Consider the following 17,485-nt stretch of genomic DNA (forward strand, 5'->3'; position numbering starts at 1 on the left):
CAGGCAAAGCTTTAGGGAGTTTTATGGGAAAAGGATTTTTCACGGGAAAACTCGATACCCTGCTGGGCGTCGACATCAATGACACGGCAATCCGGCTGGTGGAGCTGGGCCGTTCAATCACGGGTTACCACATTCGGGCCTATGTCACCCAGGCATTGCCGGTACGCTCGGTGGTCGACGGCACATTTCTGGATCTCGAAGGCGTGGGACGCACCTTGCGCAGTGCGTTGTCGCGAATGGCAACGTCGGTCCGTGGTGCTGCCGCTGCGGTATCCGGGCCCTCGGTGATCACGCGCATAATCGAGATGGAGGCTGGGCTCACCGACGATGAGATGGCCTGGATGATCCAGATGGAGGCAGACCAGTACATTCCTTATCCATTGGATGACGTGGCCATCGACTTTCAAGTGCGCGGGCCGACCGCCCTGGACCCAGGTCGTGTCGAGGTGCTGCTGGCGGCGTGCCTGAAGGAACACGTCGAGGCACGGGAGGCGGTTCTGGCGCTGGCCGGGCTGGTGCCGAGGGTGGTCGATGTCGAAGCGTTTGCATTGGCGCGCGCATGCAGTCAGGATTTCGCCAGCTTCACGCCGGGCCATCGAGTCGATGGTGCACAATGGGCCGTGGACGCCCACGGGATGGGAATTGCTTGCGGGTTGGCCCTGAGGAGTTTCGCTTGAAGACACGAATCAACCTTTTGCCTTGGCGCCAGGCGCTGGCGGAGCGGCGACGCAAGTACCTGCTGGCGTGCCTGCTGGCGTTCGCCTGCGCGGCGCTCGCAGCCGTGTGGCTGGCGGACCAGGTGATCGACCAGGCCATTGACCGGCAAGTGACCCGTAATGACCATCTGGGCAAGCAAATCACCGGCCTGGATTCGCGCATCAAGACCATCGACGACCTGCAGGAGCAAAGCCAGCAGTTGGCGCAGCGCATGAAGGTTGTGCAGGACCTGCACGACTCCCGCTCGTCCGGTGCGCAATTGTTGGATCAGTTGACGCGCGCAGTACCCGATGGTGTCCATCTGCATGAAGTGGTGGCGAAGGGCGATACGGTGAGTATCAGCGGCAGTGCCGAGTCGAGCCAGGATATCGCCCAACTGATGCGTCGCCTGGAGGCCGCGCAAGGCGCCCACTCCACGCGGTTGCAACAGGTGCGAACCGAGGGCGTGCGTGGCAACAATGAATTCCAGCTGATGGTGCGACAGGGCGAGCCTTCCGAGGCGCAACCTTGAGCCCGTTGAGGCTCAATCTTTCTGCACTCACTCACAACGCTGCAAAATGGCCCCTACCTGGCAAGGCCCTGTTGGGCTGTGCGCTGGCGAGCCTGATATTTGTGGTGGGTGACCTTGTGTACCTGAGCCCGTCGCGTCAGCGGCTAAGCCAGGTCGAGGTGCGGGAAGTGGCCCTGCAACAGCAAGTCGCTCAAAAGACGGCCATGGCTGCCCCCCTTGAAGCGCGCACGCAGCAGCTCCAAGTGATGCAGGTGAAAGCCGATGAGCTTTTCCGGGCGTTGCCGGGCGAATCCGAAATGCCCGGCTTGCTGGAAGACATCGCGCACTTGGCATTGGCCAATGGTCTGGTGGTCGAGAGCGTCACGCCATTGGACGAACAGTCTCAGCCGTACTATCACGAGCAGCCGGTACAGGTCGGCGTGACAGGGGCTTACCACGACCTGGCGACGTTCCTGAGTAGCTTGGGTGGTCTGGCGCGAATCGCGACGGTGCATGATGTGGTCCTGCGGCGGGATGGCAAGCTGCTGCGCCTTGATCTGCTGGTCAAGAGCTACTGGCAGCCGGGCGGCGGGGGAGGCGGTCAGGCCCGGCAAGGGCAGCCCTTTGTCTACGAGGCTTCTGGGCTGCGCGACCCTTTTCAGCGGCTTGCCGTTCAGGTCGATCATCTACCTGGGCGGCCAGCCCGTGCGCCAGATCTCGCGCGGCCACGTGCAGCCCTGGAAAGCCTTGCGCTGGACCAGTTCGAAATGGTCGGCACGCTGTCTCGCGGGTCGCAGGTTTTTGCCTTGCTGCGTGCGGCCTCCACGGTGCATCGCCTGGCGGTCGGTGACTATCTGGGGCCGGACCATGGCCGGGTCACGGCCATCCATGAGCGTCACATAGAGCTGGTCGAGCTGTTTCCCGATGGTCAGGGTGCATGGCTGGAGCGCCCGCGAACCCTGGTGTTGAACGTCAACTCATAACGGAATCGAATCAATGAAAAGGATTTTCTTGTCCTTCGGTGTGGCGCTATGGATAGCGTTCACGGCGCCGATGGCTGTTGCTGTGCCCAATCGTGTAGACCTGATCCAGTTGCCACCGCCTGGCAGCGCCACGTCGAGCGCTTACACCGGCGACAAGCTGAACCTCAACTTCCAGAGCATCGAGTTGCGCACCGCGCTGCAGCAGATTGCCGATGTGGCGGGCCTCAATCTGGTTGCCAGCGACGATGTGCAGGGCTCGATCACCCTGCGTCTAAAGGATGTACCTTGGGATCAGGCGTTGGACCTGGTGCTGCAAGCCAAGGGCCTGGATAAGCGGGTAAAGGCCGGTGTGTTGCTGGTCGCGCCCGCCGAGGAGTTGGCCGCGCGTGAGCTGCTGACGCTGGAGTCGCGCAAGCAAATGGCCGAACTGGCGCCGTTGCGTCGGGAGCTGTTGCAGGTCAATTACGCCAAGGCGGCGGACCTGGCCAAGTTGTTTCAGTCATTCACGGGCCTTGAGGGCGTCACCGATGAGCGTGGCTCGGTGGCGGTGGATGATCGCACCAACAACATCATCGCCTATCAGACTGGCGAGCGGCTGGAGGAACTGCGCAGGATCGTGGCGCAGCTGGATGTGCCGGTGCGCCAGGTCATGATCGAGGCGCGGATTGTCGAGGCGAATGTCGATTATGACAAAAGCCTGGGCGCGCGCTGGGGTGGGCGGCTCGCTCGCGGCAACTGGAGCGCGGGTGGCATTCCCAAACCTCTGCCTGAAGGCGCGGAGCCGCCGGAAAACCCACCCAGTTCACCTTTCGTGGACTTGGGAACACTCAACGGCACCTCGGGCTTGGGCATCGCCTTTATCACCGACAACCTGCTGCTGGACCTGGAGCTCACCGCCATGGAGAAAACCGGTAACGGCGAAATCGTCTCGCAACCCAAGGTGGTCACGTCCGACAAGGAAACCGCACGCATCCTCAAGGGCACCGAGATTCCCTATCAGGAATCCAGCTCCAGCGGCGCGACCTCGGTGTCGTTCAAGGAAGCCTCGCTGTCGCTGGAGGTCACCCCGCAAATCACTCCTGACGACCGCGTGATCATGGAGGTGAAAGTCACCAAGGATGAGCCCGACTATCTCAATAAACTCAACGACGTGCCGCCGATCAAGAAAAACGAGGTCAATGCCAAGGTGCTGGTCAAGGATGGCGAGACCATCGTCATCGGCGGGGTTTTCTCCAATACCCAAAGCAAAGTGGTAGATAAAGTGCCATTTTTGGGCGATGTGCCGTATCTTGGCCGCCTTTTCCGGCGCGATGTGCTGGCGGAGAAAAAATCCGAGCTGCTGGTATTCCTGACTCCGCGTATTATGAATAACCAGGCGATTGCTGTGAGTCGTTGATTCTGTGCGAAATTTGATTCTTGTAGGACCGATGGGCGCTGGAAAAAGCACCATCGGCCGTTTGCTGGCCAAAGAGCTGCGCCTGCCGTTCAAAGATTCCGACAAGGAAATTGAATTGCGCACGGGTGCCAATATCCCATGGATCTTCGATAAGGAAGGCGAACTGGGCTTTCGTGATCGCGAGCAGGCGATGATTGCCGAGCTGTGCGGCTGCGATGGCGTGGTATTGGCGACGGGTGGGGGCGCGGTGATGCGTGACGAGAACCGCCGCGCGCTGCATGCCGGTGGCCGGGTGGTCTACCTGCATGCGTCGGTCGAGCAGCAAGTGGGCCGTACCGCCCGTGATCGCAATCGCCCGTTGCTGCGCACGGCCAACCCGGAGAAAACCCTGCGGGATTTGCTGGCGCTGCGCGATCCGCTGTATCGGGAAATTGCCGATCTGGTGGTAGAAACCGATGAGCGGCCACCCCGGATGGTGGTCCTCGACATTCTTGAGCGCCTGCAACGGCTGCCACCCCGTTAAAGCCAGGCCCGAAATGCGCTATTCTCGGCGGCGCGCCAACACCTCCCAAGGTGTGGCGTAGAGCCATCAGGCAGCGTCAGCGTTTGACGTTACCGGTCGTCAATACATCTTCAACGCGGGGACACATGCAGACACTTAAGGTCGATCTAGGCGAGCGCAGCTACCCGATCCATATTGGCGAAGGTCTGTTGGACCAGCCCGAGTTGCTCGCACCGCATATTGCCGGGCGGCAAGTGGCGATCATCTCCAATGAAACGGTCGCGCCGCTGTATCTTGAGCGTCTGAGCCGCAGCCTCGCGGCGTACTCCGTTATTTCTGTGATCCTGCCCGACGGCGAGGCCCATAAGAACTGGGAAACCCTGCAACTGATCTTTGATGGCCTGCTGACTGCACGTCATGACCGCCGCACCACCGTGATCGCCCTGGGCGGCGGTGTCATCGGCGACATGGCCGGCTTTGCAGCGGCCTGCTACCAGCGTGGCGTGGACTTTATCCAGGTGCCGACCACCCTGTTGTCCCAGGTGGATTCGTCGGTGGGCGGCAAGACCGGCATCAACCATCCGCTGGGCAAGAACATGGTCGGCGCGTTCTACCAGCCCCAAGCCGTGCTGATCGATACCGCGACTCTCAACACCTTGCCGCCGCGTGAGCTGTCGGCGGGTCTGGCGGAAGTCATCAAGTACGGGCTGATCTGCGACGAACCTTTCCTGACCTGGCTGGAAGAGCACGTCGACGCCTTGCGCAATCTCGACCAGGCGGCCCTCACCGAAGCCATTTCCCGCTCCTGTGGCGCCAAGGCACTCGTGGTGAATGCCGACGAACGGGAGTCCGGCGTACGGGCCACCTTGAACCTGGGTCACACCTTCGGCCATGCGATCGAAACCCACATGGGCTATGGTGTGTGGTTGCATGGAGAGGCCGTGGCGGCTGGCACAGTGATGGCACTGGAGATGTCGCAGCGCCTGGGCTGGATCAGTGCCCAGGAGCGTGACCGTGGCATCCGCCTGTTCCAGCGCGCCGGTTTGCCGGTGATTCCGCCTGAAGAGATGACCGAGGCAGATTTCCTCGAACATATGGCAATAGACAAGAAAGTGATCGACGGTCGACTGCGACTGGTGCTGCTGCGCCACATGGGCGAAGCGGTGGTGACCGACGATTATCCGAAAGAGATTTTACAGGCCACGCTGGGAGCGGATTACCGCGCCCTGGCCCAGCTTAAAGGTTAATAAGATCCCGATGACTAGTTTGCATGCCGACGAGGCGTTCCTCGGCCATTACCAGTTAAGCCACGACCCTTTTGCTCCACGGGTGCCTGGTTTCAAATTTTTCCCGGCCCAGCGCAAACCAGTGCTCGGCCAGTTGCATCACCTCGCGCGCTACAGCCAATTGCTGCTGGTCGTGACCGGCCCTTTGGGCAGCGGCAAGACCTTGCTGCGCCAGGCCCTGGTGGCCAGCACTAACAAGCAGTCGGTGCAGAGCGTGGTGGTGTCGGCCCGTGGTGCCGGTGATGCGGCGGGCGTGTTGCGCCAGGTCGCCCAGGCGCTGGACGTGGCGACTGCCGAACCGAACGCAATCCTCAAGCAAGTGGTGCAACTGGGCCTGACCGGCCAGGAAGTCTACCTGCTGGTGGATGACGCCGAGCAGCTCGACGAATCCGCCCTCGAAGCGCTGCTGGCGCTGGCGGCCGGTACGCCGGAAGGTCGTCCCCACGTGTTCCTGTTTGGTGAGTCGTCGCTGATTGCCGAGCTGGAGCAGATCAGCGGTGATCAGGAGCTGTTCCACGTCATCGAACTGCAGCCGTACGAAGAGGAAGAAACCCGCGAATACCTGGCTCAACGCCTGGAAGGCGCGGGCGCGGGTATCGAACTTTTCTCCGCTCAACAGATCTCTGATATTCACGAAAGCTCCGACGGCTGGCCTGGCACCATCAACCAGGTTGCCCGCGATGCCATGATCGAAGCCATGATTGCCAGCCGCACAGCGGTCAAGCGTCCAAAGATGGGGTTCTCTATGCCTAAGAAACACGTATTGGCTATTTCCGCCGTTGTCGTGGTCGCTGTCGCCGCCGCCTGGTTGATTCCAGGCCGCAGCAAGGCACCGACCACGGCCGGCGCGCCAACCGAACAGGCGCAGTTGCCACTGGGCAAACCCACGCCAAACGTCGAGTTCGCCAATTCCGGGCAACCGACCAACCTGCCGATGGTTGGCCAACCCGTCATGCGCGGCCCGCTCGCCGAAGAAGCCGGTGGTATCTCCGAAGGTGATGACGGCGTGCCGGTGGAAGGTTCCAGCGCAACACCGCCGACCGTCACGACCACTGCACCCCCTGCGGGCGTGCCAGCCGGTCAGCCAGCGGCAAAACCGACGCCGGCACCGACTGTTGCAACCGCCAAGCCTGCGCCTGTGACCAAACCGGTTGCGCCTGCGCCAGCCGCCAAGCCCGCTCCGGCCCCGGCTGCCAAGCCTGCTGAAAAACCAGCCGCCACCGTTGCCAAGGCCGGTGCTGCAGGTAGCGGCTGGTATGGCAGCCAGCCTTCCGGCAACTTCGTGGTGCAGATCCTCGGCACCAGCTCCGAAGCCAACGCCCAGGCGTTCGTGAAAGAGCAGGGCGGCGAGTACCGTTATTTCAAGAAAGTGCTCAACGGCAAGCCTCTCTACGTGATCACCTATGGCAGTTTCTCCAGCCGTGCAGCGGCTGATTCTGCCATCAAGGCCTTGCCAGCGAAGGTTCAGGCTGGTAAACCTTGGCCTCGCACTGTTGCCAGCGTTCAACAAGAACTCGCAACAACTCGCTGAAGATCCGGCGGCCTTACCCAGGCCGCCCTCCCGGCACCTCAAAAAAACCGCAAGTGCGTGCTGTCTCTAGAGACCGCGCGCTTTGTGGTGTCTGCGTCACAGTGGCTTTTGAGTCGTAGCGGTCAGAATTAAAAAAGTTTTGACTAGCACAGCATATCGCTTTAAACCTTTCATAAATGCGACATAGATTTGCGACATTTCGTCGCTAAATTTGTGAGCGTCTGTGTCGGTGTGTACAATGACCTCCCTTTTGCCCCCGCTAAGCCGGCGTACGTTCGGCGTGGAAGGTAACCGGTTGAATTGAAAAGAAATTTGCCTCGGAATAAGAGGCAGCCTGGTGAGAAAGTGTCTATGAAAGCAGGTCTGTACCAACCCGATGAATTCAAGGATAACTGCGGTTTCGGCCTGATAGCCCATATGCAGGGCGAGCCCAGTCATACCCTTTTGCAAACGGCCATCGAGGCCCTGACCTGCATGACCCACCGCGGTGGGATCAACGCCGACGGCAAGACCGGTGACGGCTGTGGCTTGCTGATTCAAAAGCCCGACCTGTTCCTGCGCGCTGTCGCAAAAGAGCAATTTGCGGTCGACCTGCCCAAGCAGTACGCCGTGGGCATGGTGTTTTTCAACCAGGACCCGGTCAAAGCCGAAGCCGCTCGCGAGAACATGAACCGCGAGATCCTGGCTGCCGGCCTGCAACTCGTCGGCTGGCGCAAAGTGCCCATCGACACCAGTGTGCTCGGCCGCCTGGCCCTCGAGCGCCTGCCGCAGATCGAGCAAGTGTTCATCGCCGGGGACGGCCTGAGCGACCAGGACATGGCGATCAAGCTGTTCACGTCGCGTCGCCGCTCGTCCGTGGCCAACGCCGCCGACACCGACCACTACATCTGCAGCTTTTCCCACAAGACCATCATTTATAAAGGCCTGATGATGCCGGCGGACCTCACCGCCTTCTATCCAGACCTGAGCGATGAGCGCCTGCAGACCGCAATCTGCGTGTTCCACCAGCGCTTCTCCACCAACACCCTGCCGAAATGGCCGCTGGCCCAGCCATTCCGCTTCCTCGCCCACAACGGCGAGATCAACACCATCACCGGCAACCGCAACTGGGCCGTGGCCCGTCGCACCAAGTTCGCCAACGATTTGATGGACCTGGAAGAGCTCGGCCCGCTGGTCAACCGCGTGGGTTCCGACTCCTCCAGCATGGACAACATGCTCGAACTGATGGTCACCGGCGGCATCGACCTGTTCCGTGGCGTGCGCATGATCATTCCGCCAGCGTGGCAGAACGTCGAGACCATGGACCCGGACCTGCGTGCATTCTACGAGTACAACTCGATGCACATGGAGCCGTGGGACGGCCCGGCCGGCGTGGTCATGACCGACGGTCGGTACGCGGTATGCCTGCTCGACCGTAACGGTCTGCGCCCGGCGCGTTGGGTCACCACCACCAACGGTTTCATCACCCTGGCTTCGGAAATCGGCGTGTGGGACTACAAGCCCGAAGACGTCATCGCCAAAGGCCGCGTGGGGCCGGGCCAGATCCTGGCCGTGGACACCGAAACCGGGCAGATCCTCGACACCGACGCCATCGACAACCGCTTGAAGTCCCGTCACCCGTACAAGCAATGGCTGCGCAAGAACGCCCTGCGCATCCAGGCGACTATGGAAGACAACGACCATGGTTCGGCGTTCTACGACGTGGACCAACTCAAGCAATACATGAAGATGTACCAGGTCACGTTCGAAGAGCGCGACCAGGTGCTGCGTCCGCTCGGTGAGCAAGGCTACGAGGCGGTTGGCTCCATGGGCGATGACACGCCGATGGCCGTGCTGTCCCAGCGCGTGCGTACGCCGTACGACTATTTCCGCCAGCAGTTCGCCCAGGTGACCAACCCGCCTATCGACCCGCTGCGCGAAGCTATCGTGATGTCCCTGGAGGTGTGCCTCGGTGCCGAGCGCAACATCTTCCAGGAGTCGCCTGAGCACGCCTCCCGCGTGATCCTCAGCTCGCCGGTCGTGTCTCCGGCCAAGTGGCGCTCGCTGATGACCCTGGAGCGCCCAGGCTTTGACCGCCAGATCATCGACCTGAACTACGACGAGAGCCTCGGCCTTGAAGCCGCGGTGCGCAACGTCGCCGACCAGGCCGAAGAAGCCGTGCGTGCCGGTCGTACCCAGATCGTACTGACCGACCGCCACATCGCGCCGGGCAAGCTGCCGATCCACGCCTCGCTGGCGACTGGCGCGGTGCACCACCGCCTGACCGAAAAAGGCCTGCGTTGCGACTCCAACATCCTTGTCGAAACCGCCACCGCCCGAGACCCGCATCACTTTGCGGTGCTGATCGGTTTCGGCGCCTCGGCGGTGTACCCGTTCCTTGCGTACGAAGTGCTGGGTGACCTGATCCGTACCGGTGAAGTGCTGGGCGACCTCTATGAGGTGTTCAAGAACTACCGCAAGGGCATCACCAAAGGCCTGCTGAAGATCCTGTCGAAGATGGGCATCTCCACCGTTACGTCTTATCGTGGTGCGCAACTGTTCGAAGCCATCGGCCTGTCCGAAGAAGTCTGCGAGCTGAGCTTCCGGGGCGTGCCAAGTCGCATCAAGGGCGCACGTTTCGTCGATATCGAAGCTGAACAGAAAGCCCTGGCAGCCGAAGCCTGGAGCGCGCGCAAGCCGATCCAGCAAGGCGGCCTGCTCAAGTTCGTGCACGGTGGCGAGTACCACGCGTACAACCCGGACGTGGTCAACACCCTGCAAGCCGCCGTGCAGCAGGGCGACTACGCCAAGTTCAAGGAATACACGAGCCTGGTGGACAACCGCCCGGTGTCGATGATCCGTGACCTGTTCAAGGTGAAGACCCTGGACACGCCGATGGACATCGCCGAAGTCGAGCCGCTGGAATCGATCCTCAAGCGCTTCGACTCCGCCGGTATCTCCCTGGGCGCGTTGTCGCCCGAGGCTCACGAAGCCCTGGCCGAAGCCATGAACCGCCTGGGGGCGCGTTCCAACTCCGGCGAAGGCGGTGAAGACCCGGCGCGCTACGGCACCATCAAGAGCTCGAAAATCAAGCAGGTCGCGACCGGCCGTTTCGGTGTAACCCCGGAATACCTGGTCAACGCCGAAGTGCTGCAGATTAAAGTTGCCCAGGGCGCCAAGCCGGGCGAGGGCGGCCAACTGCCAGGCGGCAAGGTCAACGGTCTGATCGCCAAGCTGCGTTATGCAGTGCCGGGCGTGACCCTGATCTCGCCGCCGCCGCACCACGACATCTATTCGATCGAAGACTTGTCGCAGCTGATTTTCGACTTGAAACAAGTCAACCCGCAGGCGCTGGTCTCGGTGAAGCTGGTGGCGGAAGCCGGCGTGGGCACTATCGCCGCTGGCGTGGCCAAGGCCTATGCCGACCTGATCACCATCTCTGGCTACGACGGCGGCACCGGCGCTTCGCCGCTGACTTCCATCAAGTACGCCGGCGCGCCGTGGGAACTCGGCCTGGCCGAAACCCACCAGACCCTGCGCGGCAACGACCTGCGTGGCAAGGTGCGCGTGCAGACCGACGGCGGCCTGAAAACCGGCCTCGACGTGATCAAGGCCGCGATCCTCGGTGCGGAGAGCTTTGGCTTTGGCACTGCGCCGATGATCGCCCTGGGCTGCAAGTACCTGCGCATCTGCCACCTGAACAACTGCGCCACCGGTGTCGCCACTCAGAACGAGAAGCTGCGCAAGGATCACTACATCGGCACCGTCGACATGGTGGTGAATTTCTTCACCTACGTCGCCGAAGAGACCCGTGAGTGGCTGGCCAGGCTGGGCGTGCGTTCGCTGGAAGAGCTGATCGGCCGTACCGATCTGCTGGAAGTCCTCGAAGGCCAGACCGCCAAGCAGAACCACCTGGACCTGACGCCGCTGTTGGGCAGCGATCATATCCCGGCCGACAAACCGCAGTTCTGCGGCGTGGACCGTAATCCGCCGTTCGACAAAGGCCTGTTGGCCGAGAAGATGGTCGACATGGCCGGTTCCTCGATCAACGACGCCAGCGGTGGCGAGTTCGCCCTGGATATCTGCAACTGCGACCGTTCCATCGGTGCACGCATCTCCGGCGAAATCGCGCGCAAGCACGGTAACCAGGGCATGGCGAAAGCGCCGATCACCTTCCGCTTCAAGGGCACCGCGGGCCAGAGCTTCGGCGTGTGGAACGCCGGCGGCCTGCACATGTACCTGGAAGGCGACGCCAACGACTACGTGGGCAAGGGCATGACCGGCGGCAAGCTGGTGATCGTTCCGCCTAAAGGCAGCGTGTACAAGACCCAGGACAGTGCCATCATCGGCAACACCTGCTTGTACGGCGCCACCGGTGGCAAGCTGTTCGCTGCCGGTACTGCCGGCGAGCGTTTCGCCGTGCGTAACTCCGGTGCCCACACCGTGGTGGAAGGCACTGGCGATCACTGCTGCGAGTACATGACCGGGGGCTTTGTCGCGGTACTGGGCAAGACCGGTTACAACTTCGGTTCGGGCATGACCGGCGGTTTCGCCTACGTGCTCGACCAGGACAACACCTTCGTCGACAAGGTCAACCACGAGTTGGTCGAGATCCAGCGGATCAGCGGCGAAGCCATGGAGTCCTACCGGAACCACTTGCAGCACGTGCTGGACGAGTACGTCGAGGAAACCGGCAGCGAATGGGGTCGTAACCTCGCCGAAAACCTCGATGATTACCTGCGTCGTTTCTGGCTGGTCAAGCCCAAGGCTGCCAACCTGAAATCGTTGCTTTCCAGCATCCGTGCCAACCCGCAGTGATATGCGCCTGAAGAGTTTGATGAGGTTTTAACATGGCTGAACGTCTGAATAACGACTTCCAGTTCATCGATGTCGGGCGCAAAGATCCGAAGAAGAAACTGTTGCGTCAACGCAAGAAAGAGTTCGTGGAAATCTACGAACCCTTCAAACCCCAGCACTCGGCCGACCAGGCCCACCGCTGCCTGGGGTGCGGTAACCCGTATTGCGAATGGAAGTGCCCGGTGCACAACTTCATTCCCAACTGGCTCAAGTTGGTGGCCGAGGGCAATATCCTCGCTGCCGCCGAGCTGTCGCACCAGACCAACACCCTGCCGGAAGTCTGCGGCCGGGTGTGCCCGCAGGACCGTCTGTGCGAGGGTGCCTGCACCCTCAACGACGGCTTCGGCGCGGTGACCATCGGTTCGGTGGAGAAGTACATCACCGACACCGCGTTCGCCATGGGCTGGCGCCCGGATATGTCCAAGGTCAAGCCGACCGGCAAGCGCGTCGCGATCATCGGCGCGGGCCCGGCGGGCCTGGGCTGTGCCGACGTGCTGGTGCGTGGCGGCGTGACCCCGGTGGTGTTCGACAAGAACCCGGAAATCGGCGGCTTGCTGACCTTCGGCATCCCCGAGTTCAAGCTGGAAAAAACCGTCCTGAGTAACCGTCGTGAAGTGTTCACCGGCATGGGTATCGAGTTCCGCCTCAATACCGAAGTCGGCAAGGACATCACCATGGAGCAACTGCTCGAAGAATACGATGCCGTGTTCATGGGCATGGGCACCTACACCTACATGAAGGGCGGTTTTGCCGGTGAGGACCTGCCGGGCGTTTATGACGCGCTCGACTTCCTGATCGCCAACGTCAACCGCAACCTGGGCTTTGAAAAGTCGCCGGAAGACTTCGTCGACATGAAAGGCAAGAAGGTCGTGGTGCTCGGCGGTGGTGACACCGCGATGGACTGCAACCGCACCTCGATCCGCCAGGGCGCCAAGTCGGTGACTTGTGCCTATCGCCGTGACGAAGCCAACATGCCCGGCTCGCGCAAAGAGGTGAAGAACGCCAAAGAAGAAGGTGTGAAATTCCTCTACAACCGCCAGCCGATTGCAATCGTCGGTGAAGACCGCGTCGAAGGCGTGAAGGTGGTCGAGACCCGCCTCGGAGAGCCGGACGCCCGTGGCCGTCGCAGCCCCGAGCCGATCCCGGGTTCCGAAGAGATCATCCCGGCCGACGCCGTGGTCATCGCCTTCGGCTTCCGCCCAAGCCCGGCGCCGTGGTTCGAGCAATTCCAGATCCAGACCGACAGCCAGGGCCGCGTCGTAGCCCCGGAACAAGGCCAGTACAAGCACCAGACCAGCAACCCGAAGATCTTCGCCGGTGGCGACATGGTGCGCGGTTCTGACCTGGTGGTAACCGCGATCTTCGAAGGCCGCAATGCCGCCGAAGGGATCCTGGATTACCTGAACGTCTAATCTCGTTCAGGCTGAAATGCGGTCAAAAATGTGAGAGGGGGCTTGCCCCCGATAGCGGTGGTTCAGTTACAGATACTGGGACTGACACACTGCAATCGGGGGCAAGCCCCCTCCCACGTTTATTTTTGTAGCGCTTTCATGTCCGCGACAAATTGACCCGATAGACAAAAGGCACGGCTCATACCGTGCCTTTTGCGTCTGGCTCTGAGAAAATGCCCGCACTTTTTTTGCGGATGCCGACATGACTGCCCTCAAGAACGACCGTTTCCTTCGTGCCCTGCTCAAGCAACCCGTGGACGTCACCCCTGTGTGGATGATGCGCCAGGCCGGTCGCTACCTGCCGGAATACCGCGCCAGTCGTGCCAACGCCGGCGATTTCATGAGCCTGTGCATGAACCCGGAGTTCGCCTGCGAAGTCACGATGCAGCCGCTGGACCGCTATCCACAATTGGACGCGGCCATCCTTTTTTCCGACATCCTCACCATCCCTGACGCCATGGGCCAGGGCCTGTACTTCGAGACCGGCGAAGGCCCGCGTTTCAAGAAAGTCGTCAGCACCCTGGCCGATATCGAAGCCCTGCCGATTCCAGACCCCCACAAAGACCTCGGTTACGTGATGGACGCCGTCAGCACCATCCGCCGCGAGCTTAACGGCCGCGTGCCGTTGATCGGCTTCTCCGGCAGCCCCTGGACCCTGGCCACCTACATGGTCGAAGGCGGCTCGTCGAAAGACTTCCGCAAGACCAAGGCCATGCTCTACGACAACCCGCAAGCCATGCACCTGCTGCTGGATAAGCTGGCACAGTCGGTCACCTCCTACCTCAACGGCCAGATCATGGCCGGCGCCCAGGCGGTGCAGATCTTCGACACCTGGGGTGGCAACCTCTCGGCGGCGGCGTACCAGGAGTTCTCCCTGGCCTACATGCGCAAGATCGTCAGCGGCCTGATCCGCGAACACGAAGGGCGCAAGGTGCCAGTGATCCTGTTCACCAAAGGTGGCGGCCTGTGGCTGGAAAGCATTGCCGGCGCTGGTGCGGATGCATTGGGCCTGGACTGGACCTGCGACATTGGCGAGGCTCGCCGTCGCGTTGGTGGCCAGGTCGCGCTGCAAGGCAACATGGACCCGACCGTGCTGTACGCCAAGCCGGAAGCCATCCGCACCGAAGTTGGCCGCATCCTGGCCAGCTACGGCAAAGGCACCGGGCACGTGTTCAACCTCGGCCATGGCATCACCCCGGAAGTGAATCCGGAGCATGCGGGTGCGTTCCTGCGCGCGGTGCATGAGCTGTCGGCGCAGTATCACGAATAACACGCAAAACGAATGTGGGAGGGGGCTTGCCCCCGATGGCGGTGTACCAGTCAGTACAACTATGACTGATCTACCCTCATCGGGGTGTAGCCCCCTCCCACATTAAAAGCCAGAGAAACTCAGGCCTTCGCTTGCCCCAACGGCGGCAACTTTGCCAACTTCAACGCCACCAGCAACGCCCCGATCAACAGCGCCACGATAAACGCGCCGATCCCGTTCCACCCGGCGAAGTGCCAGAAGAACCCGCCTGCCGTCCCGGCAATACTCGACCCCACGTAGTAGCAGAACAGGTACAGCGACGACGCTTGCCCCTTGGCTCTCACCGCGCGGCGGCCGATCCAGCTGCTGGCCACCGAGTGGGCGCCGAAGAAGCCGAAGGTGAAGATCAGCATGCCCGGCACAACCAGCCACAGGGGGGTGAACAAGGTCAGGGCCATGCCGGCCAGCATCAGCACGATGGTGCCCCACAGCACGCGACGGCGGCCAAGGCGGTCAGCCAGGGAGCCGATTTTCGCCGAGCTGTAGATGCCCGAGAGGTACACCAGCGACAGCAGGCCGACCACGGCTTGGCTCAGGTCATAAGGATCGGCCAGCAGGCGATAGCCGATGTAGTTGAACATCGTCACGAACGCGCCCATCAACAGGAACGCTTCGAGGAACAGCCACGGCAGGCCAGCGTCCTTGAAATGCATGACAAAGCCATCCACCAGGCTGCGCGGCTTGAGACTGGTAGCGCGGAAGTTGCGTGATTCGGGGAGGATCTTCCAGAACACCGTGGCGGCGATCAGCGCCAGACCGCCAATGATCAGCATCGCGGTGTGCCAACTGACGAAGTCGATCAACACGCCGATGATCAGCCGCCCGCTCATGCCGCCAATTGCGTTACCGCCGATGTACAAGCCCATGGCCAGGCCGATGTGCTGCGGGTGGATTTCTTCGCTCAGGTAGGTCATGGCTACGGCGGCCAGGCCGCTGAGCGACAGACCCACCAGTGCACGCATCAGCAGGATGCCTTCCCAGGTCGGCATAAGGCCGCTGGCGATGGTCGCCAGCGCGGCGCAGAACAACGCGGAGACCATCACCGGCTTGCGCCCCAGGCGGTCGGAAATCGGCCCGGTGATCAACAAACCACATGCGAGCATCGCCGTGGCCACCGACAGGATCAGGCTGCTTTGTGCCGCATTGATGGAAAATTCGTGGGACAGCGCCGGCATCATCGGCTGCACGCAATACAGCAGCGCAAAAGTGGCGAAACCGCCGGAGAACAGTGCCAGCACCGTACGCATGAACATCGGCGTGCCTTTTTCGATGTACTCGTCATTGAGCTGGGCCACCACCTCATCCAGGGCAGTGGGCGGGACTTCTTGAGCGAGTGGAGCGACAGCAGCTTTCACGGGGACCTCGGGGAGGAAGAGCGTGCCAGGACCGGCAATGCAAAAAAGAATATAGCTCCCTAATGATTCTTTCCAATATATTGTTCGACCTGTTTGATAGCTTTAACGACCTAATGAGGTTTGCATGGAATTGCGTCACTTGCGGTACTTCATCGCCGTCGCCGAAGAACTGCATTTCGGCCGGGCCGCGCAGGTGTTGGGCATTTCGCAGCCGCCGTTGAGCCAGCAGATTCAGGCGCTGGAGCAAGAGGTGGGCGCACGTTTGTTTGAGCGGACCAATCGTCGGGTCGAGCTGAGCGAGGCCGGGCGGCTGTTCTTGCAAGAGGCGCGGCTGGTGCTGGCGCAGGTGGACAAGGCGGCGGATGTGGCGCGTCGGGCGCAGTTGGGCGAGCTGGGTGAATTGAAGATTGGTTTCACCTCGTCGGCACCGTTCAACTCCAGTATTCCCCAGGCAATTTTCGCGTTTCGCCAGGCATTCCCGGCGGTGCATCTGAACCTGCAGGAGATGAGCAGCACCGAAGTGGCCGAGTCGCTGGTGGATGAGTCGATCCAGGTGGGCTTGATGCGGCCACTGCCCTTGCCGGATTCCTTGAGCGTGGTCGAGTTGATGCGCGAACCCTTGGTGGCGGTGTTGAGTGCGGGTCACCCGTTGGTGGCGGGCAGCGAGCGTGGTTTGCACCTGGCGCAATTGGCACAGGAGCCGTTTGTGTTTTTCCCGCGCACTTACGGCAGCGGCCTCTATGCCCAGTTGCTCAACCTGGCGCGTGATGCCGGCTTCAGCCCGCACTTTGCCCAGGAGGCCGGGGAGGCGATGACCATCATCGGCCTGGTGGCGGCGGGCTTGGGCGTGTCGGTACTGCCGGCGTCCTACCAGCGCATTCGGATCGATGGTGTGGTGTATCGCACGCTGCTGGATCAGGAGGCGATGACGGCGGTGTGGCTGGTGCAACGCAAGGGCGCGCAGACGCCCATGGCAGAGGCGTTTGTGGAGTTGTTGACGCGCAAGGCTGCCCAATAACGCTTTGTGGTGAGCGCGCTTGTTGTGGTGAGCGGGCTTGCCCCGCGCTGGAGTGCGAAGCGCTCCCAAGATCTTTGGGGTCGCTACGCAGCCCAGCGCGAGCAAGCTCGCTCACCACAATAGCCCGCTCACCACGGAGGGGGTGTGCCTGACGCTGGTCTTACTTCGACGTCCCCGTCTGCTCAAACAACTGCGCCGCCGTCCCCGCCTCATTCACGCCATTGCTGCGCAAGCCCGCCATGATGTCGCTATCCAGATTGTTCACCCAACGGTTGTAGTTGCGATGGATCTTGCCATCCTTGTAGCCCAGTTCGCGGCTGTCGCGGTAGGTGATGGCGTAGCTGTTGCGGGTGTAGCGGATGTCGATGGCGGCGTAGTACTGGTTACGCACAGTGATTTCGGCCTGCACCAGTTGCGGGCTGAGGCGTTGTACCGTCCATTCGCGCTTTTGCAGGGCGTTGACGATCACCGTTTTCATTTTTTCTTCGCTGACCTGGGCGTCGGCCGGCAGGTCGTGCTGGGTATTGAGGATCGGTTTGCTGGTGCAGCCGGCGCTGACCAGCAGGGCCAGGGTGATCAAGGTAACGCGTAGCAAGGAAGACATTCCGTTT

The 17,485-nt window shown here is 61.6% G+C and carries 12 protein-coding genes and 1 pseudogene; 11 read left to right on the top strand and 2 right to left on the bottom strand.

The window, feature by feature from the left end; genetic code table 11:
* Nucleotides 1-23 precede the first annotated feature (23 nt).
* From pilM to hemE, 10 genes and pseudogenes are all read left to right on the top strand, one after another.
* Nucleotides 24-677, top strand: coding sequence for a type IV pilus assembly protein PilM (gene pilM, locus AC3WP7_RS08550; RefSeq protein ID WP_093121363.1), 654 nt, complete (start codon nucleotides 24-26; stop codon nucleotides 675-677).
* Nucleotides 674-1,228, top strand: coding sequence for a PilN domain-containing protein (locus tag AC3WP7_RS08555; RefSeq protein ID WP_102591516.1), 555 nt, complete (start codon nucleotides 674-676; stop codon nucleotides 1,226-1,228). Before pilM ends, AC3WP7_RS08555 begins: the two co-directional genes overlap by 4 nt.
* Nucleotides 1,225-2,190: a pilus assembly protein PilP gene (locus AC3WP7_RS08560; RefSeq protein WP_102591517.1), complete on the top strand. Its 966-nt coding sequence runs from the start codon at nucleotides 1,225-1,227 to the stop codon at nucleotides 2,188-2,190. Before AC3WP7_RS08555 ends, AC3WP7_RS08560 begins: the two co-directional genes overlap by 4 nt.
* Nucleotides 2,191-2,329: 139 nt before the next feature.
* A pseudogene (locus AC3WP7_RS08565) lies at nucleotides 2,330-3,586 on the top strand (type IV pilus secretin PilQ); the annotation flags it as partial.
* Nucleotides 3,587-3,590: 4 nt separating this feature from the next.
* Nucleotides 3,591-4,109, top strand: coding sequence for a shikimate kinase AroK (gene aroK, locus AC3WP7_RS08570; protein WP_003171222.1), 519 nt, complete (start codon nucleotides 3,591-3,593; stop codon nucleotides 4,107-4,109).
* Between the two features lie 125 nt (nucleotides 4,110-4,234).
* The gene (gene aroB, locus AC3WP7_RS08575) at nucleotides 4,235-5,335 is read left to right on the top strand and encodes a 3-dehydroquinate synthase (RefSeq protein ID WP_102591518.1); all 1,101 of its coding nucleotides are present in this window, start codon (nucleotides 4,235-4,237) and stop codon (nucleotides 5,333-5,335) included.
* Nucleotides 5,336-5,345: 10 nt separating this feature from the next.
* Complete coding sequence (locus tag AC3WP7_RS08580) at nucleotides 5,346-6,905, top strand: SPOR domain-containing protein (RefSeq protein WP_093121355.1); 1,560 nt, start codon at nucleotides 5,346-5,348, stop codon at nucleotides 6,903-6,905.
* Between the two features lie 351 nt (nucleotides 6,906-7,256).
* Nucleotides 7,257-11,702, top strand: a complete 4,446-nt coding sequence (gene gltB, locus AC3WP7_RS08585; RefSeq protein ID WP_092246425.1) for a glutamate synthase large subunit — start codon at nucleotides 7,257-7,259, stop codon at nucleotides 11,700-11,702.
* Between the two features lie 32 nt (nucleotides 11,703-11,734).
* Entirely contained in the window at nucleotides 11,735-13,153 is a 1,419-nt protein-coding gene (locus AC3WP7_RS08590) for an FAD-dependent oxidoreductase (RefSeq protein ID WP_092246428.1), read from the top strand.
* A 241-nt stretch (nucleotides 13,154-13,394) separates the two neighbouring features.
* Nucleotides 13,395-14,462: a uroporphyrinogen decarboxylase gene (gene hemE / locus AC3WP7_RS08595; protein WP_093121351.1), complete on the top strand. Its 1,068-nt coding sequence runs from the start codon at nucleotides 13,395-13,397 to the stop codon at nucleotides 14,460-14,462.
* Between the two features lie 119 nt (nucleotides 14,463-14,581).
* Here the strand turns inward: hemE and AC3WP7_RS08600 are convergent, their stop codons facing one another.
* On the bottom strand, nucleotides 14,582-15,856 hold the full coding sequence (locus tag AC3WP7_RS08600) for an MFS transporter (protein ID WP_092246434.1): 1,275 nt from the start codon (nucleotides 15,854-15,856) through the stop codon (nucleotides 14,582-14,584).
* A 124-nt stretch (nucleotides 15,857-15,980) separates the two neighbouring features.
* Here AC3WP7_RS08600 and AC3WP7_RS08605 point away from each other — a divergent pair, with 124 nt between their 5' ends.
* On the top strand, nucleotides 15,981-16,874 hold the full coding sequence (locus tag AC3WP7_RS08605; protein ID WP_093528528.1) for a LysR family transcriptional regulator: 894 nt from the start codon (nucleotides 15,981-15,983) through the stop codon (nucleotides 16,872-16,874).
* Nucleotides 16,875-17,034: 160 nt separating this feature from the next.
* On the opposite strand, the gene AC3WP7_RS08610 is transcribed toward AC3WP7_RS08605, so the two are convergent.
* Nucleotides 17,035-17,478: a hypothetical protein gene (locus AC3WP7_RS08610; RefSeq protein ID WP_093513474.1), complete on the bottom strand. Its 444-nt coding sequence runs from the start codon at nucleotides 17,476-17,478 to the stop codon at nucleotides 17,035-17,037.
* Nucleotides 17,479-17,485: the final 7 nt, after the last annotated feature.

It is taken from the genome of Pseudomonas sp. FW305-3-2-15-C-LB1 (assembly GCF_058787615.1).

What these genes read in the sequence shown, in the direction of transcription:
- AC3WP7_RS08610 (WP_093513474.1), bottom strand. Translation starts at nt 17,478, where the DNA reads ATGTCTTCCTTGCTACGCGTTACCTTGATCACCCTGGCCCTGCTGGTC.
- AC3WP7_RS08590 (WP_092246428.1), top strand. Translation starts at nt 11,735, where the DNA reads ATGGCTGAACGTCTGAATAACGACTTCCAGTTCATCGATGTCGGGCGC.
- AC3WP7_RS08580 (WP_093121355.1), top strand. Translation starts at nt 5,346, where the DNA reads ATGACTAGTTTGCATGCCGACGAGGCGTTCCTCGGCCATTACCAGTTA.
- pilM (WP_093121363.1), top strand. Translation starts at nt 24, where the DNA reads ATGGGAAAAGGATTTTTCACGGGAAAACTCGATACCCTGCTGGGCGTC.
- gltB (WP_092246425.1), top strand. Translation starts at nt 7,257, where the DNA reads ATGAAAGCAGGTCTGTACCAACCCGATGAATTCAAGGATAACTGCGGT.
- aroB (WP_102591518.1), top strand. Translation starts at nt 4,235, where the DNA reads ATGCAGACACTTAAGGTCGATCTAGGCGAGCGCAGCTACCCGATCCAT.
- hemE (WP_093121351.1), top strand. Translation starts at nt 13,395, where the DNA reads ATGACTGCCCTCAAGAACGACCGTTTCCTTCGTGCCCTGCTCAAGCAA.
- AC3WP7_RS08605 (WP_093528528.1), top strand. Translation starts at nt 15,981, where the DNA reads ATGGAATTGCGTCACTTGCGGTACTTCATCGCCGTCGCCGAAGAACTG.